16 protein-coding genes are annotated in these 19,781 nt (G+C 38.1%); 1 reads left to right on the top strand and 15 read right to left on the bottom strand.

Translation table 11 applies throughout. The features are described 5' to 3' along the window. Positions 1 to 3: 3 nt before the first annotated feature. The 12 genes from NV349_RS04025 to NV349_RS03970 form a co-directional block, all read right to left on the bottom strand. Positions 4 to 1,419: a DUF8809 domain-containing protein gene (locus NV349_RS04025; RefSeq protein ID WP_271912458.1), complete on the bottom strand. Its 1,416-nt coding sequence runs from the start codon at positions 1,417 to 1,419 to the stop codon at positions 4 to 6. Positions 1,420 to 1,431: 12 nt separating this feature from the next. Then, on the bottom strand, positions 1,432 to 2,277 hold the full coding sequence (locus tag NV349_RS04020; protein ID WP_036125707.1) for an ABC transporter permease: 846 nt from the start codon (positions 2,275 to 2,277) through the stop codon (positions 1,432 to 1,434). Then, the gene (locus NV349_RS04015; RefSeq protein ID WP_036125709.1) at positions 2,274 to 3,209 is read right to left on the bottom strand and encodes an ABC transporter ATP-binding protein; all 936 of its coding nucleotides are present in this window, start codon (positions 3,207 to 3,209) and stop codon (positions 2,274 to 2,276) included. The genes NV349_RS04020 and NV349_RS04015 overlap by 4 nt, the downstream gene beginning before the upstream one ends. Then, positions 3,209 to 5,599 (bottom strand): DUF8725 domain-containing protein, encoded by a 2,391-nt coding sequence (locus NV349_RS04010; protein ID WP_036125712.1) that lies wholly within the window; start codon positions 5,597 to 5,599, stop codon positions 3,209 to 3,211. Before NV349_RS04010 ends, NV349_RS04015 begins: the two co-directional genes overlap by 1 nt. 173 nt (positions 5,600 to 5,772) lie before the next feature. Next, positions 5,773 to 6,660 (bottom strand): transcriptional regulator CcpC, encoded by an 888-nt coding sequence (locus tag NV349_RS04005; RefSeq protein WP_036125714.1) that lies wholly within the window; start codon positions 6,658 to 6,660, stop codon positions 5,773 to 5,775. A 68-nt stretch (positions 6,661 to 6,728) separates the two neighbouring features. Next, positions 6,729 to 7,169, bottom strand: a complete 441-nt coding sequence (gene cbpB, locus NV349_RS04000; RefSeq protein ID WP_036125716.1) for a cyclic-di-AMP-binding protein CbpB — start codon at positions 7,167 to 7,169, stop codon at positions 6,729 to 6,731. A 197-nt stretch (positions 7,170 to 7,366) separates the two neighbouring features. Next, the gene (locus tag NV349_RS03995) at positions 7,367 to 7,606 is read right to left on the bottom strand and encodes a hypothetical protein (protein ID WP_036125717.1); all 240 of its coding nucleotides are present in this window, start codon (positions 7,604 to 7,606) and stop codon (positions 7,367 to 7,369) included. A 63-nt stretch (positions 7,607 to 7,669) separates the two neighbouring features. Then, positions 7,670 to 8,437 carry a 2,4-dienoyl-CoA reductase gene (gene fadH / locus NV349_RS03990; RefSeq protein ID WP_058843419.1) on the bottom strand — a complete coding sequence of 256 codons (768 nt, stop codon included), beginning with the start codon at positions 8,435 to 8,437 and terminating at the stop codon, positions 7,670 to 7,672. Positions 8,438 to 8,591: 154 nt separating this feature from the next. Then, positions 8,592 to 9,776 carry an iron-containing alcohol dehydrogenase gene (locus NV349_RS03985; RefSeq protein ID WP_036125723.1) on the bottom strand — a complete coding sequence of 395 codons (1,185 nt, stop codon included), beginning with the start codon at positions 9,774 to 9,776 and terminating at the stop codon, positions 8,592 to 8,594. A 16-nt stretch (positions 9,777 to 9,792) separates the two neighbouring features. Continuing rightward, positions 9,793 to 10,554 carry a 3-hydroxybutyrate dehydrogenase gene (locus tag NV349_RS03980; protein WP_271912457.1) on the bottom strand — a complete coding sequence of 254 codons (762 nt, stop codon included), beginning with the start codon at positions 10,552 to 10,554 and terminating at the stop codon, positions 9,793 to 9,795. 62 nt (positions 10,555 to 10,616) lie between these two features. After that, positions 10,617 to 12,137 (bottom strand): CoA-acylating methylmalonate-semialdehyde dehydrogenase, encoded by a 1,521-nt coding sequence (locus NV349_RS03975; protein ID WP_271912456.1) that lies wholly within the window; start codon positions 12,135 to 12,137, stop codon positions 10,617 to 10,619. A gap of 16 nt (positions 12,138 to 12,153) precedes the next feature. Continuing rightward, positions 12,154 to 13,047, bottom strand: coding sequence for an NAD(P)-dependent oxidoreductase (locus NV349_RS03970; RefSeq protein ID WP_058843416.1), 894 nt, complete (start codon positions 13,045 to 13,047; stop codon positions 12,154 to 12,156). A gap of 236 nt (positions 13,048 to 13,283) precedes the next feature. On the opposite strand from NV349_RS03970, the gene NV349_RS03965 reads away from it, so the two are divergent. Next, a complete protein-coding gene (locus NV349_RS03965) occupies positions 13,284 to 13,895 on the top strand; it encodes a TetR/AcrR family transcriptional regulator (RefSeq protein ID WP_058843415.1) in 612 nt (203 codons plus the stop codon). A 48-nt stretch (positions 13,896 to 13,943) separates the two neighbouring features. Here NV349_RS03965 and NV349_RS03960 read toward each other — a convergent pair whose 3' ends face one another. From NV349_RS03960 to NV349_RS03950, 3 genes are read right to left on the bottom strand one after another with little or no spacing between them, the layout of a single operon-like run. Next, the gene (locus tag NV349_RS03960; protein ID WP_036125735.1) at positions 13,944 to 15,950 is read right to left on the bottom strand and encodes a putative bifunctional diguanylate cyclase/phosphodiesterase; all 2,007 of its coding nucleotides are present in this window, start codon (positions 15,948 to 15,950) and stop codon (positions 13,944 to 13,946) included. 29 nt (positions 15,951 to 15,979) lie between these two features. Next, positions 15,980 to 18,136 (bottom strand): RNA degradosome polyphosphate kinase, encoded by a 2,157-nt coding sequence (locus NV349_RS03955; RefSeq protein ID WP_036125738.1) that lies wholly within the window; start codon positions 18,134 to 18,136, stop codon positions 15,980 to 15,982. After that, positions 18,133 to 19,680, bottom strand: coding sequence for a Ppx/GppA family phosphatase (locus tag NV349_RS03950; protein ID WP_036125740.1), 1,548 nt, complete (start codon positions 19,678 to 19,680; stop codon positions 18,133 to 18,135). Before NV349_RS03950 ends, NV349_RS03955 begins: the two co-directional genes overlap by 4 nt. Positions 19,681 to 19,781 lie beyond the last annotated feature (101 nt).

The following is a 19,781-nucleotide window of genomic DNA, read 5'->3' as shown; positions in this document are numbered from 1 at the left end:
CTCCTACTGCGACTCAATTGACGTGAAATAAGATTGCACGACATTTTGTAAATCCTTTGGTAATTGTAAACGCTCTGAGCTTTCTAAATAGCTGTCTTTATAGGAGCCAATTACTTCTTCATATGGTCGAATAGAGCCCTTTGTTATTGGTCCATTTCCCTGTTGCTCAGATACATGAGAACCATCTCCTAACGCTCCACCATCTACTGATGTCTCACTTGATCCGCCAACTCGATTAGGTGTCGTTAATAAATTTCGACCGCCTTGGCCACTTCCTGCTCCTTGACCTTGTCCTTGCCCTTGTCCTTGGCCTTGTCCTTGCCCCTGTCCTTGTCCTTGCCCCTGTCCTTGTCCTTGTCCTTGTCCTTGTCCCTGTCCTTGTCCTTGTCCTTGTCCCTGTCCTTGTCCTTGTTGTTTGGAACCACTTTGAGCATTATTTTGACCAGACTGACTTGCTTGGCTTTGCTGATTGCTAGGTTGGGCATTGCCAGAAGACTGTTGATTGTTTTGTTTGTTACTGCTTGCATTATGATTGGCACTAGCAATAGCATTTTGTAAGGAATTACTTGCTGGCTTACCAAGCTTGCTCATAGCCGTTTGAGTAGCATTTGCATTTTCCGTTAGCCCTTGCTGCATTTGAGCAAGCTCTTTTAGCTGCTCAACCTCTTCCTTCGATAAGCTTTGTTCTTCTTCTGCCCCATCTTGACTAGCCGTTTGTTTATCCTTTAATTGCTGTTCCTTTAGGGCTAGTTCCTTTTGCTTTTTCACAACTTCCCGTAAAGCCTCTTCTGCCGTTTCAGCCTCTTTTAAAGTATTTTGAAGCTCTTGCAATTGCTCGTTAACTTCTTTTGTTTGTGCTTTTTTCTCTAGTTCAGCAACTTCCTTTTTCATATCTTCGATAACAGCTTGCTCTTTTTCAATCTCGATTGCTTCTATTTGCGTCGCTGCCGGGAACATATAAAGAATGGCTAGTACAACTGTTGTGACGAATAATCCGATAAATGCCTTTGGACGAAACAGATGTTTCTTTCGAGCCTTAAAGTCAGCAAAAGCTTTTTCAACATTTTGTATGGCTTTAGATAATAAAGATTGGACAAGAGGGTCCTGATCATCTTTAAACGATAATGCTGTCACTAACTCATTATGAGAAAAATAATGATCCAGAGTATGCAAAGCCTCTCTTTCGTTGACACGTTTCCACCATATGTAAACAGTAGTTGCAGCCATAACAGTAATGAATGCACCTAATGCTATTTGACGATAATATGGCCAAACAAATAGTCGGGAAATTAAAACGAGAGAAGCACTCGAAAGCAATGCCAAAAACAAACCGTACTGTGCAATGGGAATACTTCTTTCAAGAGTTAAGCTCGACTTTGCACGCTGAATATATTTTCGTAACTGCTTACGACGCTCCATACCAATTCCTCCTCATCGGTTACTTTTCATGTTGGCACGTAATTTTTTAATTGCAATCGTTAAACAAAGTACAATAATCAATACATAAGCAATTAAATACATAATCCATACAGGTAGTTCTATACCAGAAAGCTCAGCTAACGCATCACCCATCTCTGGTGAAATAAGCGTCAACATCAAGGCACCTGGATTGATAGACGCCCAAAAATAAGTCATAAAGGAGGTGCTTGTACCAATGGCATTACCCATTTGATGAAAGGCCATTGTTAAAAAGAAGAAGAATGCTGTAATACCACCTAAAAAAATAATCGATCCATATGTTGCAATCATGGCCACAATGGTTCTCTTTGTAATTGTTGAAAACATCACACCAATACTACCTATTGCTACTACAGTAACTAAATAAAATAAAAATATAGAAATAAGCTGTGAAGGTGATACACCACCGAATAGAAATACTAAGCTATATAGTGGTAATCCTGCTACCAGCATCAATACTAGAAATGCTACAGAGGATAATAATTTTCCAATAACAATTTGTGTAGAACTTTGTGTTGTTGTTAGTAAAATATTTAAAGTTTGCTTCTCACGTTCACTACTGATGGCACCTGCAGTTAAACTTGGAGTAATGAAAAGAACTAATGCCATTTGTAAAATGGTTAGCACAGCAAACATCATAAAGCTTGTTTCTGGTCTAAAGAAGCCCCTGCCAGTAAATTCAGTCGTAAGCAATAAAAATCCTGCAATGAAAATACACAGTACTGCTAAATAAAACATTAACCCTGAGAAGCTTTTAAAAGAACGGAAGCGCAACTTCAATTCTTTTACAAGTACCGGATTATAAAATCTTTCCATCATTGATTGTCCGCTCCCTTCGTGATTGCCATAAAGACATCCTCTAAATCTTTCTCTTCCTCACTTAATGCATAAATCGGTAAATCGGCAAGCATTGCCTTTTTTAATAATGACACTTGCTCTGCGTCTGTTCCACGGTAATTAAAGGCTATTTCTAAGCGATTGTCGATGACATCAATAGAAGAAATATGGGGATCTTCCTCTAAAAATGCACGTACTGCATCGAGTCGATCTGTCACTTTCATCACAATACGCTTTTCTCCCTGTAGTTGTGCTTGAATCGCAGCTACATTGCCATGTGCAATTAGCTTGCCATTATCAATGACGCCGATTTCATCACACATCTCAGCAAGCTCTGGCAAAATATGCGAGGAAATTAAAATGGTTTTCCCCATGGATTTTAAATTCCGTAAAATGTCTCGCATTTCCACACGAGCTCGCGGATCTAAACCTGATGCAGGCTCATCCAAAATCAATACCTTGGGATCGTGGATAAGGGCACGGGCTAAACATAAGCGTTGCTTCATCCCCCGTGATAATAAATCCACATATTCATAGCGTTTGTTTGTTAAATTCACTAGCTCTAATAGTTGTGGAATTAACACTTGACGCTCTGCTAGCTGAATACCGTAGCTCGCACCATAAAAATCTAAATATTCATCTACTTTTAGCTGGTCATAGACACCAAAGAAATCAGGCATATAGCCAATTTGCTTGCGCACTTCCTTCGGTTCCTTCACAACACTTTTGCCATTGATCAAGGCATCACCAGAAGTTGGCGACAATAGTGTGGCTAGAATAGAGAATGTTGTAGATTTCCCTGCCCCGTTAGCACCAACAAATCCAAATACAACGCCTTCTTCTAAGGACAAGTTTAAATGATCTAATGCTGTAAAGGAGCCATATCGTTTCGTTAAGTCACGAATTTCTATCATTATTTTGCCACTCCTTTCAGCTCTATATCTGGTAATTTCGTTTGTTCTCCAGATGGATCAGGACCATATTTTATTTCCATTCGCAGTTCTCCATCTTGATTAAAGTACTTTGAAATTTTATCCGTAAACACTTGCTTTGTATCTACCAGTGGTTCATATACGTTAGTTTCATTATTCCAGATCGCTATCTGCATACGTGCAACATCCTTATTGGAAACTGTGAGCTCATTAAGTGATTGAACAGCATCCATAAATTGATCTGGCATTGCCATTGTGACTTCGTATAAACCATCAGATAGGTACCAATTGTTCAATTCATCAATTTTTTCATAGTGTCCACTTGCTGAAAGTGGTACTAATGTATAAGTGAAGTTATTGCGCTTCATTGTAAATGGACCTGATAGCTCCACTTTTCCTTTAAACGGTTGAACAAGCGTAGTAATCGGTGACATATTAGCACTTGTTTCTAGTTCTACTCCTACAAGAGCTTGATCTGTCCAAGCTGTGAGTATTGGCTGGTTATCATTTTCTACAAGCGGTAATGCTAATGATTTCATTCTTTCAATACGCATTGGGTCTACCTCATCCTTCTTCGATGGGTAACTATAATTATAATTATTGAATATCGATGGTTTTTGAAGAACCGTTGTTTTCAGTTCCTTATTAACCTGTAACGTTCCATTCGCTTCAATATCCCCTAGCTTCACTTCTTTCACACCAGAAATTAATGTGACATCTTTTAATGTGAATGGGAAATTATTTTTAACCGTTCCTGTTAGCTTTTCATTTTTCAATGTTATATCAATATCCATCTTGCCCATATTTTGAGCTGACGTTTTTCCACCAAAGGATTGCACAGACCAGTAGCTTAAGTCGCGTAATGTTAACGTCGAACCGTTAGCATTTTCTTTTATATAAGAAGATTCATGCAAAGCTCCCATCGTCCCTGTGAAATTATTGTAATTTCTCAAAGCAATGGCAGTCGTATTTTGATCAGCATTGACCACAAAATCCCCACTACGATTTGTTAGAATCGACTCTACATAATAACCATTTACACTACTATCTTCGTTTACTTTATAGAATGCAGATTGTTGAACTTGTGGCTGAACAATACGATCCTTGGCTCCAACAATAAAGAGAACAATTGAAAGGACAATTGAAATCGATGGAATGATCCACCATGCATGCTCACGCTTGTCCATTTTTTTAAGAACAACGTAAAGCAGTGGCCCGATAATTAAAATATAAAGAATAATGACAATTAGCATATAGCTTACTGATACTTCAAAGGATGGAAATAATTCATTAATGTTACGAAGCTCATAAGAAATTTGGTCGAGTGATGATTGCCCCTGTCTCATCATCCCTTGCTGCGAAATGTTCTGAATATCAATCATTTTAGCTATAAGGGCAGCATAGCCGTCCATTGATGCAAGCGGTTGATCACCTAAAGAGAAAGCTGTTTGAATAATTTCTCCACTACCAATTTTTTTCTTTGCTGCTAACACTGTATTATTTTCTGTTAGTACTGGTAAACTTCCTTCACTACTAGTAGACGAGTAAACCGAAATAGGCTGTGTAAAAATGCCTCCACCCGATAATTTAGTTAATGCCTCTGCAGAAATAGAAGTCATCTCTTGTGATAATGATAATGGTAAATACTCTTTCAAAATACCTGCTGTGGCATCAATTTGGTCAGCAGCCCCTAAGAGTAATGTACCGCCATCTTGTACCCATTTTAGTAAGGACTCTTGTTGTTTTTGTGTTAAATCGGCTATCGCCACTTCATCCACTACAATGACATTGGCCATAGCAAGTCCCTGTGAATCTTCTGGGAATGTATAATCTTTTAATTGATTAATATTAAATACTTCGACACTGCTTTGAACAACAAATGTTGATAAACGTAAAAAGGCCGATAGTCGATCACTTTTATCTGTTAATGTATAAATAAACGTTGCTGAAGGATCTAAAAAATTAGATTGTAGGCGTTTAGTTCCTTTATAGGCAACCTTTTTTCCTTTCTCAATGCTTCCCTCATAAAAGGCAAATAAATCTGCGTCCGAATAACTATAGTCAGCTAACCCATCCTGATAGAAAGTAAATGTCTTTTCTTCTCCTGCTGCTATATCGATTGGCACGACGATTGCTGATGCAGCCTCATAAGAATTGGCAGAATTAATGGCCATATCTCCAGAAAAATCTGCACCATTATTTTTTACTGTTACTTGTAGTGGCACCACTGATTGATATTTAGCTTTACCTGAAATACCCGCTGTTGCTTTGACCTCTAATGTAGCAGCAGCACTTGCCTGTGTAGAAGGCAATAAAAAGCTAATTACAAGCATGACTAATAAGGTCAGTGCCGTCATTTTTGTCTTTTTCAAAAGCTCAACTCCTTTTTATGTAAATAGATGGTTACATAATTATACGATTTAAATTGCATTTTGTTCCATTTCTTATGATATCTTCATGAATATTCATAAACTCTTAAGAAATAAGCGATTTAATAATGAATACAAAAAGGCAATTCCGACATGACTTGGAATTGCCTTTTTGGCTATTTTGTATAATCAAACAAACAACGTGCATGATCCTGCACTACTTCAACAAAAGCCTCTACCTGTCTCAATTCAAAGGAGGATTCATAGCCAATTAACCAAGTATCTCGCGTAAGCCCAAATTCCTTTTCATCATTGGACAGCGGGATTTTATGAATGGCATCGTGGTCATTTAAAGTAATGGAAGGTAAAATAGCATAGCCGATGCCATTTAAGGCCATTTGCTTACAAATCTCAATTTGATCCACTAAAATTTGTTTTCTAGGATTTGATGCAAAATGCTGTTGCCACCATTGTTGAATTTCTTGATAGTAGTTAGAATCACTTTTATATTGTATAAATGGACGGTCTGTCTTCAACACATCTTCAATGGTCTTAACTTCTTTGTCCACTAAATAAAGAGTATCTCTGAAAAGGTGAATCTTTTCTCCCTTCCAGTCAACTTGGCCACGTACAATGCCTACATGTGCCTCGCCCTCATAGAGTGCCTTGACAATTTCAGAGCTCCAGCCCGTCATCAGTGATATTTTAGCTTCAGGATATTTTGACACAAAATCCTTTAAAATTTTAGGTAGCCAGTTTTGACCAACAATGGATGCACAGGCAATTTTTAATGTCCCGTTGACCTTTGTTGTTAAGGATTGAATGGTTTCAAAAATCTCTTCTTTTTTAGCTAGCATTTCCTTCGCATACGCAATCACCTGTTCTCCAGCGGGAGTTGCAGTTAGCCCCTTTTGTGAGCGAATAAATAACTGTGCACCCCAGTCCTTTTCAATCGTTTGTAATCGTTGAGAAAGGGCCGGTTGGGATAAGAATAGACGCTCTGCTGCTTTCCGCATATTGCGTTCTTCAGCTAAAATTTTTAATACTTCTGCCTCTGTTGCCATCAATCTTTAAACCTCCACTACAAGCAAAGAGGGCCTCATGATTTTCATCTGAGTTCCCTCTTAAGCTACTACTCTTTTTGATAAATATATTTTTTCAATTGCTTCAAAATAACACGTCTTGTTAAGATCCCTGCAAATGTACCGTCTTCGTCTACTACACATAAAAAGGCGTGGTTAATGACTAAATCTAAAGCTCGCTGGAACGTATCCGTCAACTTCAATACGGCAATTTCTTTGTCCATTATAGAGTCAACTTTAATATCAGGTAGCTTTTCGTATTCAATATGCTCAAGACCAAGAATCGATTCGGTAATCATTTTCATGCTAAGTAAACCTTGAAGTCGATATTTCAGATCTAATACAGGTATGGACGAGTACCCTGTACGCGTTAGTACAAGGAGTGCATGTTCTGCACTATTTCCACTTTGTACATGCGCAACTTTTTCAGAGGAAATAATAAATTCACTAATTGGCATTGCTAATAAGTCTTTGCTGTTAGTTGAAATCATGAACTTCTTCTCCTTTTCTGTTCTCGCTGTGGAGAACAGTCCTTCTCTTTCATCATATCATAACTTTTCTATGTATGACCATGACCAGGTCGGGAAGAGTTTTCATGAACAATGAATTATTTTGGTCTATCCTACAAAAGCTAAGTATATCTTCATTCAGTCAAGTTTCTACTTAACTGAATGAAGATGGTTTCTATCTAATAACCAGCCTTACTCCAGTAATAAAAAATCATAATCCCTAAAAAAAGCAAAAAAATCGCATAGACCCAAACAATGGGGTTCAACATCGTGGCATACTCTTCGACTGTTTCTGAAATCGGTGTATCATTTTCAGATTTCCGTTCAGAGGTCATTTTTGCAATTTTCAGCGTAGACACAAACGAAATTGCAGAAATGATCACAATGGCAATAATAGCTGGAATTAACCACATACCCATAGGTAACACTCCTTTCTTTACCCTTAGTATGCGTCAACCCAGCTCACTGTTATGCAAATATTTTTAGAATGGATATTGATTGAGCCATTGCCCACCATCCAGTGTTACACATTCTCCATTCATATAGCTTGCCTTGTTAGACATCATAAACGTAGCTAAATCAGCAATTTCTTCTGGTGTTCCTATACGACCTAATGGAACTGAATCTAGCGTACGAGCTGCTGCTGCTTCGGATTCCCAAAGCTTATCTGCCCCACCTGTTCGTTCAATTGGGCCAGGTGCAATCGCATTAACACGAATACCATACTGTTTTCCCCACTCGACAGCCAACGTTCTCGTCAGTGATAATACACCAGCTTTTGCTGCAGCTGAGTGAACAACACCAGCTCCAGCATTCCAAGCATAAGTAGCCACCATATTTAAAATAGATCCTTTTATATTATTTTTAATCCAATAATTCCCAATTACTGAAGAACAGAAAAATGTACCATTTAACACAATATCCACAACAGCCTTCCACCCATTCGGAGATAGATCCTCAGCTCGTACAATAAAATTACCTGCCGCATTATTTACTAGCCCATCCACCTGACCGAATTTATCAATAGCAAATGCGAGCATGGCCTCTGCATGCTCAGGTACACGCACATCCATTTGAAACGTCTCAATAGAGGGACCCGCCTCAGCAATAAATTTTTTAGCCTCTGCTAATCGTTCTTCGTCACGCCCTGTTATGACAACATTAGCACCTTCAGTGACGAATTGCTTTGCCATATAAAGCCCCATACCACTTGATCCACCCGTAATAATAATCGTTTTCCCCTGTAACATTCCATTTCCCCCTTAGTAAAAAATGAATGATGATTCATTAGAATTTTACTATATTTTCTCGAATATGTCATATTAATTCTATAGATTACTAGAATATTTTCTGTTTTTTCAAAAAAAGAGAGCTATTCAGCAGTTTGAATAACTCTCACAATCATTAAAACTCATACGTATAGGCAATTTTATATAGTTCCATTAATTCTTCTTTTGTTGGTATCTTCGGATTATTGCTAGGACTGCCACTTGCAAGAGCATCCTCAGCCATTTTAGGGATAGCATTGTAAAAAGCTTGTTCTTCTATTCCCCAATGTTTTAAATTGCCAATCTTCATATGCCTACACATTACCTTAATGGACGTAATGGCTAATTGTGCTAGCTCCTCTTGTGAATACGACTCTTTTGTTTTATTAAAAAACTGTCCTAAATCCGCTAGACGATCTATACAAGCTTCTTTTGAATAGTCCAATACAGCTGGTAAAAGCATCGCATTGGAGATGCCATGTGGAACATGGAAGAGTGCACCGATTGGACGCGACATTCCATGAACTAAGGCAACAGAAGCATTTGAAAATGACAGCCCTGCCTGCATGGAGCCTAATGACATCGCTTCCCTCGCATCCACATCATCTCCTTGCTCATAAACTTTAAGTATATTATTGACGATTAATTCCATGGCAGATAATGCAAGAACATTCGAATATGGATGCGCTAAACGTGATAAATAGCTTTCAATGGCATGACTTAAAGCATCAATTCCCGTTGCTGCTGTAATCGCAGGCGGTGATGTTATAGTTAAAACAGGATCGACTATTGCAACAGTTGGCATAAAAGCTGGCTGTTTAATCATCATTTTTACAGCCGTTTTTGTATTCGTAATAACAGTTGCATCTGTGGCCTCAGAGCCTGTCCCCGCTGTGGTTGGTATGGCTATATGCGGTATTGGTGCATGCGCTGCAACTTTGGCCATTTTCATATAATCTCCTATGTAGCCACCATTTGTAGCTACTACCGCAATCGCTTTTGCCGTATCAATACAGCTTCCTCCACCAACAGATATAATGACATCACAGTGGTGTTTCTGCAGCAGCTGTAGTCCCTCGGCTACATACGTATCATCCGGCTCAGTTGTCACTCCTAAGTATGAAACAGCCTCTATCCCTTGGATTTTTAACAAGGTATGACACTGCTTAACAAAACCTAAGCGATCCATGATTGGATCACTAACGATTAATGCCTTAGAGCCTAATGCTTTGGCATAGTCCCCTACTTCCTTAAAAGAATCACGCCCATATACAATGGTTCCTGGTGAATGAACGGTAAAGATTGTTTTCGTTTGAATCATATTTCACCCTCCTAAGCTATTGAGCCGTATAACCACCATCTAAAAGAATCGCCTGACCAGTTAACCCCTTTGCTACATCGCTTGCTAAATATAAAGCTAGCCCTGTAATTTCAGAGACATCCAACAGCCGTTTTTGCGGTACAAGTGGATAAAGCACCTGTTCTAGTACTTCCTCTACTTGAATACCTCGAGTCTTCGCTAAATCGCTAAATTGATTGTGCACTAATTCTGTATCCACATAACCTGGACAAATGGCATTAACTGTAATCCCATCATTTGCTACCTCCAGGGCTGCCACTTTTGTTAACCCAATAACACCGTGCTTTGCTGCGTTGTAACCAGCCTTACCGGCAAACCCGATAACCCCATTGATGGAGGCCATATTGATAATGCGACCAAATTGATTGTTCTTCATAGGTGGTAATGCATATTTCATCGCCACAAATGGTGCAACGACCATGACCTTTTGCATAGCCTCAAAAATCTCCGTTTTAAAGTCTTCAATCAATGAGACATGTTGAAATCCTGCATTATTAATTAAAATGTCTATTGTTGAAAATTTTTCAATCGTAAATGCAATAGCCTCTCGTATAGCTTGTTCTTCTGTCACATCACATGTATATATCGTTAAAGAAGGGTTTTGAGCAACCGCTTCCTTTAAAAGCTGTTCATTTTTATCCGTAATTACTACATTTGCTCCTTCCCTAGCAAATGCTTGGGCGATGGCAAGACCAATGCCACGAGCAGCCCCTGTAATGAAAACTGTTTTTCCTTGCATACACCATTCCCTCTCCTTTTTTAAGAAAAAGAGCTGTAAGAATCTACAGCTCTTTGTTTGTATTAGTCGTTATTACTTGGGAATGCAAATGTAGATGCTGTAGAGGCATTACCTGCCATCCAACGCTCTGAAATTGTCTTAGTTTTTGTAAAGAATCGTGCCTGATCTGGACCAAACATATGCCCTTCACCAAAACGAGAGCCTTTAAAACCAGCAAAATTATGGTAGCCAACTGGAATTGGAATTGGTACATTGACACCTACCATGCCAACATCTATTTCAGTCGTAAATTGACGAGCTGCTAACCCGTCATTCGTAAAGATTGTGACACCATTGCCTAGCTCATGTTTATTAATAAGTGTAATAGCCTCCTCCAGTGAATCTACACGTACAACATTACGAGCAGGTCCAAATACCTCTTGCTCATAAATTTCCATCCCTGGCTTTACATGATCTAATAATGTAGGTCCTACATAGAAGCCTTTAGATTCTTTGACAATATCAAGTTCACGGCCATCACAAATCACCGATGCTCCCTCAGTTTCTCCCCGCTCAATTGCAGCAAGAATCGCCTCTTTTGATTGTTGAGAAATGACAGGGCCAAAATCTGCATCAGGGTCTGTATATGGACCTACCTTCAGATTAGTGATTTTCTTTTTAAGAATCGCCACTAGACGGTCTGCTGTCTCTTTCCCTACAGGCATAATCGTAGATATTGCCATACAACGCTGAGAGGCTGCACCATATGCTGCCCCAATAAAGGCATTTGCTACCTGTTCAAGGTCTGCATCTGGCATCACAACCATATTGTTTTTACCACCACCAAGGGCAGTGACACGTTTTCCATACTTTGAGCCTGTTTCATAAATATACTTCGCCACCGGTGTTGAGCCAACAAATGAAATGGCTTGCACAGTTGGGTTTTCCAAAAGTTCATTAACGGCATCCTTATCACCATTTATCACTGTCCAAATACCATCGGGCAACCCAGCTTTTTTCCACAGCTCACTAACAAACAATGCAGTCATTGGCACACGTTCTGATGCTTTTAACACAACAGCATTCCCTACAGCAATAGCCATACTTGTTTGTGCTAAAGGCACCATAATTGGGAAGTTAAATGGCGAGATGGCCGCCACTACTCCTAATGGATATTTTGCAGAATAGGCATTAATTTGCCCGCCAACATTAACAGAGTATTCCCCTTTCATTAAGTGTGGGGCACCGATAGCTAAGTCAACAGATTCAAGTCCTCGGGTGATTTCTCCTTTAGCATCTTCAAGCGTCTTTCCGCTTTCTGTACAAATAATTTGCAGTAGCTCCTCCATATTTTCTGTAATAAGGTTTCGAAACCTTAAGACAATTTCTGCTCGCTTTGCCACAGATGTGTCACGCCATTTAGGAAATGCCGCTTGTGCTTGCTCAATTGCCTCCCGTGTTTCTGCTATTGTGGCAAGTGGTACTTTTGCAATGACATCACCTGTTGTAGGATTGAATACTGAACCATAACGGCCGCTTTTTCCTTCCACTAAATGTCCGCCAATAAAATGTGTTAATGTTTGAATTTCTTGTGCTGTTGTCATTTTTCTTTTCCTCCTCTTAAAATTGTTCTATTTTAGCAGTTTCTTTTAAACTTAAATAAGCAGCAGACATATCGTTTTCACCATAGCCTTGCTGAGCAATTTCACTATACAAATCCACCAATTTTTCCCCGATTCGCAGCGATACCCCTGCTTCGTCTGCCATTTCCTTCGCTAGCTTTAAATCCTTTAATAGTAGGTTTGTCGAAAAGCCTGGCTCATAATTATCGTTTTTCATATATTCCACATAATTGCGTTCATAAATACGGCTTTGACCATAGCTATTACTTAACACTTCATACAGCACATCAGCATGAATGCCCATCTTTTCACCAAGTACGATTGTTTCAGCTACGGCCTCTGTATAAAATCCAATCATTAAATTATTTAATAATTTAATACGTGTACCTACACTTGACGAAATTCCTAGATGGTAACTATTTTTACCGACTATTCCGAATATTTTTGCAGCACTTTCATAATCTTCCTTGTCGCCACCAACCATAATTGTTAGAGTAGCATTTACTGCTCCAATTACTCCCCCACTTACAGGTGCTCCTAAATATCGTAACCCTAAGGCTTTTGCTTCTTTATATAATGAATCGTTCAATTCGGGATTAACTGTACTAAAATCAATGAGTAAGCATCCCTTTTTAGCATGATGAATGATTCCTTGTTCTGATTGATACACCATTTCTACTACCTGAGGAGTCGGTAAGCTGGTCATCACCACATCACATTGCTGTGCAACTTCCTTTGCTGTTTCCACACCAATGCCACCCGCTGCTCTAAATTGCTCCATGGCCTTTGCATTTGTATCAAAGCCATACACTTGATAATTTGCCTTTAATAAATTGATAGACATCGGTAACCCCATATTGCCTAAGCCAATAAAACCTAATTTCTCCTTCATTTAAACTTCCCCCAATCTTTGAAAATACAGCAGACAAGCTGCATGATACACTAGCCAACGCCTATTTTTTGTCGTAACATTAATAACGAGATACTTTTGTTGACCATAGTCAGTGACTGCGGTCAATTAAATCATAATCAAAATAATTCCATCTCGTCAATTAAAAAAAAGATATTTTCAGAATATTTTTACAAAAAATATTTTACAATACTTTACTTTGGAGGTAATAAGCTACGATGGAATCATTAACGAGCAGACAGAAAAAGGCATTAGAAACACGGGAAAAATTATTAAAAACCTCGTTAGATTTATTTAACAAGTATGGTTTTGAACATGTCTCTGTTGAACAAATTACAAAAGCCTGCAATGTTTCGAAAGGGACCTTTTATACACATTTCCCATCCAAATATGATGTTATATTAGAAAAATTTATGGAGCTGGATCAATTTTATAGCACTGTAGAAAAAAATATTGATCCTTCATTATCAGCAAGTGAAAAAATTTTATTTGTCTATCAACAACAAATGAACTATTTAACGAAAGTTGTAGGAAAAGATTTATTGCGCACAGTGTATACAGCTGCCATGACAAACCAAGTAGAACAAGATCACTACTTAATCAATCCACAACGTAAAATCTTTCAAATTATGAATACATATATTGAGGAAGGAATTCGACAGGGGGAATTCAGACAAGATGTATCTGCTCCTAACATACAAGCAATTATTCGGCGCTGTATGCGTGCCAATGTTTATGATTGGTTAATTCATAGTGAGGATTTCGATTTGGCCTCCGAAATGGCCCAATTCACAACTATTGTCTTGGATGGTCTTAAAAGCCATAAATAAAAAAGTAGCACTTCACCCATTTTTGGCGATGAAAGTGCTACTCGTTGATTAGCTAACAAAATATTGTTGAACAATTGTTTCCACTGGTAATGGTTTATTATATAAATAGCCCTGTCCTTTTTGACAGCGATGACGTTTAAGAAAATCAACTTGTGAAGCCTCTTCAATTCCTTCAGCAATGACCTCTAATCCTAAATTATGAGACATCGAAATAATTGCCTTAATAATGGCTTCGTTTTTGTCATCTTTTGCAATATCTGCAATAAATGACTGATCGATTTTAATGATATCAATTGGATAGCGCTTGAGATAGCTCAATGAGGAATAGCCTGTCCCAAAATCATCCACTGACACATACACACCTAGTTGCTTCAACTCGGTCAAAATCGAGTAAGTTTCATGAACGTTTGTCATAGAACTTTCGGTTATTTCCACCTCTAATAATTCGGGTGGTACACTATATTTCTTCAAAGCCGCTTTAATTTTTCGAGCGAAATTTTCTTTTCTAAACTGCTTAGGTGAAATATTAACGGCTATCCGTACAGGACGATAGCCTTTCGATTGCCATTCTCTTTGGTAACGACAAACCTCATCAATAATCCAATCACCTATTTCGATTATTAAGCCTGAAGCCTCAGCAATCGGAATAAACTGTGCAGGTGACACAAAACCAAATTTACGATTATTCCACCGCAGTAATGCTTCAAAGCTATTGATGCTATTGTTTGCTAAATCCATTTGTGGCTGTAGATGGAGACTCAGCTCATTAAATTCAATGGCACGACGTAAATGTGCCTCCATTAATGCTTCATTTGGAAAGACAGCTGTCATATCTTCACGATAGTAACGGTAATGTGATCGGCCATGCTCTTTAGCAGAAAATAAAGCCTTATCAGCTTTCCGTACAAGTGTCTCTAAATCCCTTCCATCTGCTGGACTAAGCGAAATGCCAATCGACACGCTAATAAAATATTCCTGTCCATCTATCATAAACGGCTGTTTTAGAACATCCAAGATTGCATTCGCGGTATGCTCAATTTTTTGGATGGTTGCATCTTTTAGCACAAAGATAAACTCATCACTGTTATAGCGATAAAGGGAGCATTTTGAGTAACAAAGCTCACGAAGCCTATGACTAAACATACGCATAAGCTCGTCACCCTTGCTCTCGCCAAGAGATTCATTAAATTTTTTAAAGCGATCAATATCAACCAAAATTAGAGCAGCTTGCTTGTGTTCTTGCTTTTTGTCATTTAAATGGTGCAGCCAGTGTTCTTTAAAAGCCTTTCGGTTCCAAATACCTGTTAATTCGTCCATCAGCGCTAGGTAATAAAATGCCTCATGATCATTCATAAATGAATTGGCTTCTTTGACAAATAAATGTACCCCTATTACCTCACCATTATAATAAGTTGGATGCGTTCTTAAATAAAAAGGCTCTTTACTTAGCAATTGGCCCTTTAATAAACACCTAGGCATGCCAAAAGCTGAACCTTCAATGGTTTTGGCAAATAATAATTTAAATTCATTGCTATATCTATTTTCTAATAATGAAAAAATATCTAGTCCTATTAGGCTGTGCTGCTCTCTAGATAAGACAGAGGTAGCAGCAACGTTCTGATGGATAATACGACCTTGTATATCTGTCGTTAACACTGGGCTCACATGTTGCTCCACAAATTGTAAATATGGCGCTACTTCACTTTGTGTTGCACGAAGGATCATAGCAACCATAGAATTAGCTAAGTGCTGTACATGAATCACAAATGTTTTTTTTTGAAGATCAGTACCTAATGTTAGGACATGTTGTTGATTGACATCTTGATTTAGCAGTTCCGACAATTGCAGCCAGCATGGCTCTGAAAAAAAATGCTCCGCGTTCTTGGCTGAGCTATCCTGTAACTCAAGCAATAAAGATAGCTTATCATTAAATTCAACAACCTCAAACACGGCCGTATCCACTTTTTTCAAACAGACAACTGCATCAAATGGATTCAGTTGGATGAGCTGCTGATAATCTGCAAATGGCGCTACACTCTCTCTATATTTTTTCATTCTATCCCTCACTAAGTAGCGTGTTTGCTCTATTCTTCGTCTAGCGTAGGCTTTAATGCATCCTTTAAGAAAACTTCCTGGCTATTTAACGGATCTTCGCTACGATCAAACTCTTTGTAATGGTATTTACCATTCGAGTCTTGAATACGTGCTTTCGCAGTATCCATTAATTGTGCATTCATTATGTCAATAATACGAGTTTTTGCTTCACTTGCATATACAGGGAACAATATTTCTACACGTTTAATCATATTGCGTGTCATCATATCTGCTGACGATAAATAGACTTTATTTTCTCCATTATGATGGAACCAATAGATACGAGAATGTTCTAGGAAACGGCCAACAATACTTGTCACTGTAATGTTTTCACTTATACCAGGAATACCTGGTCTAATACAGCAAATACCACGTATAATGAGTTCCACTTTTACACCTGCAATAGATGCTTCATAAAGCTTCATCATTAAGTCTTTGTCTGTCAGTGAGTTCATTTTTGCCCTAATAAAACCATTACCATGTTTTTTATGACAAGCAATTTCTTCATCCATTAAACGAATAAATTCATCTCGAATATCAAATGGTGCCACGACTAAATGATTAAAGGTAGGCTTTTCTGTATAGCCGCTTAAGTAGTTAAAGAAGTTTGTCGCATCAATGCCAAACTCTTTATCTGTAGTTATTATGCCCATATCCGTATAAATTTTTGCAGTAGCATCATTATAATTTCCTGTCCCAAGATGGACAAAACGCTCAATTTTACCGTTACGACGACTAACAACTAGTGTTATTTTAGAGTGCGTTTTTAAATTATTCATGCCATAAATCACAAGACAGCCTGCTTGTTCTAATTGTTTTGCCCAGTGTACATTGTTTTCTTCATCGAAACGAGCCTTTAGTTCAACTAGCACTGTTACTTGTTTGCCATTTTCAGCCGCAAGTTTTAATGCTTGTATAATTGGTGAATTGCCACTTACTCGATATAATGTTTGCTTGATTGCTAATATATTTGGGTTAACCGCTGCCTCTGCAATAAAATCAACAATTGGAGCAAACGATTCATATGGATGATGGAAAAATATATCTTGTTGTAGAGCTTTTTCAAAAATATTTTCATCTGATTGTAAATCTAAAGGTGGCTGTGGAATAAAGCTTTCATATTCTAGATGCTCGCGACCAACAGAAATACCTTTAACAAAAGAGAACATAAAGGTTAAATCCAAAGGCCCATCAATATGGAACACATCTGTTTCTTCAATTTCAAATTCATCTAATAAATATTGAAGTACTTCCTCATTCATTTCTCCAACTCGAACTTCTAAACGGCTCCCTACGCCCCATTTTCGTTTTTTTAGTTCCTTTTCAATTTCAACTAGCAGATCGCGAGCCCCCTCTTCATGGATCGTTAAATCTGCATTTCTTGTTAGACGGAAAGCTTGTGCTGATTTTACACTATAGCCATAAAATAGCTTTTCAATATGCGCTACAATCACGTCCTCCAATAAAACAACAATTGTTTTCCCTTCTTCGGATGGCACTTTTATATAACGGTCTAGAACAGAAGGGACTTGTACGATGGCTACTTTTTCCCGACTTTCAACTTCGGTCTCATCCTGCTCTAACAGTACGAGTAAATTCAATGTCTTACCAAATAATGTTGGGAAAGGACGATACGCGTCTACTGCTACAGGGGTTAAAACTGGGAAGATTGTTTCCGCAAACATCTCATTGATAAATGCTTTTTGTGCTCTGTTTAAATCTTTCATATCTGCAATATGTACATTATGCTGTGGAAGCAAATCATAGATTAAATGACGATAAACTTCTGTCTGTCGACGAACTAATGCTTGTGTACGCTCTGCAATTTTCGCCAACTGCTCCTTTGGTGTTAATCCAGATTTATTTTCAGGTTTATGAAAGCCAGCTCGAACTTGATCTTGTAGCCCTGCAACACGCACCATAAAAAATTCATCTAAATTTGAGCTAAATATAGCTAAAAATTTCAAACGCTCTAGCAGAGGATTATTGATATCCTCCGCTTCCTCTAATACTCGTTCATTAAAGGCAAGCCAGCTCAATTCCCGATTATTATAGTACTGAGGCTTGGCAATCTCCTCTAATAACCGACTATGTTTTTCTGAAAAGTCTTCCTCATGTAGCTCGTTTTTCGTTACTTCAGTTGTCATCCATTGTTCCACCCTTCTTCAATAAAATTGATCCTCATTGGGATTTTTAATGCTCGTTCTAAATGTTTTCTATGGCGATTGGCTTGATACTTTTCAGCAGCTGCATTCTTTTTCACATAAATATCCAGTTGTACATGATCCTCTTCTGTGCGCATCTCAATGGCATGAACAACATTGCGCTTTGACACATTTAACGCATAGACAAATTTTAATAACGCTCCAAAATCTCGTAATTTGCGATATTCCTCACGATCCATCCATGTTGCAAACGGAGCGGCAAATCGTTCAAAATAATCTTTATTTTTATAGGATGCAAGAAGTGCTAGTTTTACTCGTTCTAAATGATTTAAACCATCAATGGATTGATTTGCGATTAAATAAAAAGTATGTTGGCTGGAAGAGCTTAATTCAATATACTCTCCAATATTAAAAACCTTGGCCGCTTTCGACAATAAATGCAAATCTTCTGGATGATATTGCAAATAACCTAAATGACAGCATTCACGATACAATTGGTCTGCTAAATTCATTAAATAATCAACTTCCATTTCAGTTCGACCATACTGACGTGCTAATCTTCTTGCATTCCCTTCAAATACATTGTATTTATCAAAGGCCTGTGCATCTGTTTGCAAAATCCGTTGAAAAATGAGTCCCTCACGTAAACCTCTCTTTGTCAGTTGGAATGTCCCACTACCAACCGCCTCCATTAACACTCTAAATACCTCTAATGCAGGTACAATAATATCTGCGCGATCCGATGAAAGCCCATCTAATTGTTTCAATTCCTGAAAGCTTAGTTGACCTAAAAATGAGCTTAAATCATCCAAATCTGCCTTAGACATTTCGTAGCCATGCACACTTGCAATTGGATAGTCATGCTTTTGCTGATGAATTTGTACAATATTCCGCGCACTACCACCAATTGCGATAATAGGTAATGCGACATTTTGTATCCAAGGGAGTGTTTGAAATTGCTCTTTAATAAAGGCAATGAGTTCCACTTTTTCACTACTATTCATAATGTCGCCTTTTACAAATCGTTGCTTTAAAGAAACTGTCCCAAATGGAAAACTATGTGATTGCTGAATTTCTTTATTTTCAAAGAGCGTAATTTCGGTACTTCCACCACCAATATCAATTGTTACGGCCGATTTTGTACCCATGGAATAGGCAACTGCAACATAGCCAAAATAGGCTTCTTCTTCTTCTGATAAAAGCTCAATTTGGATACCAGTTCGTTTTTTCATTTCCTCTATAATTTGATCTCGATTAGTGGCTTGTCGGATAGCAGCAGTTGCAGCTGCTTTGACATCAGTTATTTCAAAATCCTCTAGCATCGCTTTGAATGTGAATAAAGTTTCTGATAACACTTGAATACCTTCTTCAGACATTTCTCCTGAAGGCAATATATATGTACGCAAACGTGCTACCGTTTTAATATTTCCTAGCTCACGAAGCCCCTCTTCATTATCATACTGATATAATACTAATCGAATGGTATTGGAGCCGATATCAATAATGGCTGTTTTTAGTTCATTCAAATCATCACATCCTCCAAGCCTATTTTGTTCATAAAATGTGGACCTATACAAAAAAGTCGGCACCCTTTTAAGGCATCCGACTTTTCTTTCATTTATTTTTA

Origin of the sequence: Lysinibacillus sp. OF-1, assembly GCF_028356935.1 — a bacterium.
In the GTDB taxonomy this organism is placed as follows: Bacteria; Bacillota; Bacilli; order Bacillales_A; family Planococcaceae; genus Lysinibacillus; species Lysinibacillus fusiformis_D.
This window is presented reverse-complemented; position numbering and strand designations above follow the sequence as displayed.

Bases quoted from the DNA above. Each gene is read 5' to 3' on its own strand.
- fadH (WP_058843419.1), bottom strand. From the start codon at position 8,437: ATGTTACAGGGGAAAACGATTATTATTACGGGTGGATCAAGTGGTATG.
- NV349_RS03985 (WP_036125723.1), bottom strand. From the start codon at position 9,776: ATGATTCAAACGAAAACAATCTTTACCGTTCATTCACCAGGAACCATT.
- NV349_RS04025 (WP_271912458.1), bottom strand. From the start codon at position 1,419: ATGGAGCGTCGTAAGCAGTTACGAAAATATATTCAGCGTGCAAAGTCG.
- NV349_RS04005 (WP_036125714.1), bottom strand. From the start codon at position 6,660: ATGGCAACAGAGGCAGAAGTATTAAAAATTTTAGCTGAAGAACGCAAT.
- NV349_RS03960 (WP_036125735.1), bottom strand. From the start codon at position 15,950: ATGAAAAAATATAGAGAGAGTGTAGCGCCATTTGCAGATTATCAGCAG.
- cbpB (WP_036125716.1), bottom strand. From the start codon at position 7,169: ATGATTTCAACTAACAGCAAAGACTTATTAGCAATGCCAATTAGTGAA.
- NV349_RS04015 (WP_036125709.1), bottom strand. From the start codon at position 3,209: ATGATAGAAATTCGTGACTTAACGAAACGATATGGCTCCTTTACAGCA.
- NV349_RS03965 (WP_058843415.1), top strand. From the start codon at position 13,284: ATGGAATCATTAACGAGCAGACAGAAAAAGGCATTAGAAACACGGGAA.
- NV349_RS03955 (WP_036125738.1), bottom strand. From the start codon at position 18,136: ATGACAACTGAAGTAACGAAAAACGAGCTACATGAGGAAGACTTTTCA.
- NV349_RS04020 (WP_036125707.1), bottom strand. From the start codon at position 2,277: ATGATGGAAAGATTTTATAATCCGGTACTTGTAAAAGAATTGAAGTTG.
- NV349_RS03975 (WP_271912456.1), bottom strand. From the start codon at position 12,137: ATGACAACAGCACAAGAAATTCAAACATTAACACATTTTATTGGCGGA.
- NV349_RS03995 (WP_036125717.1), bottom strand. From the start codon at position 7,606: ATGGGTATGTGGTTAATTCCAGCTATTATTGCCATTGTGATCATTTCT.
- NV349_RS03970 (WP_058843416.1), bottom strand. From the start codon at position 13,047: ATGAAGGAGAAATTAGGTTTTATTGGCTTAGGCAATATGGGGTTACCG.
- NV349_RS03980 (WP_271912457.1), bottom strand. From the start codon at position 10,554: ATGCAAGGAAAAACAGTTTTCATTACAGGGGCTGCTCGTGGCATTGGT.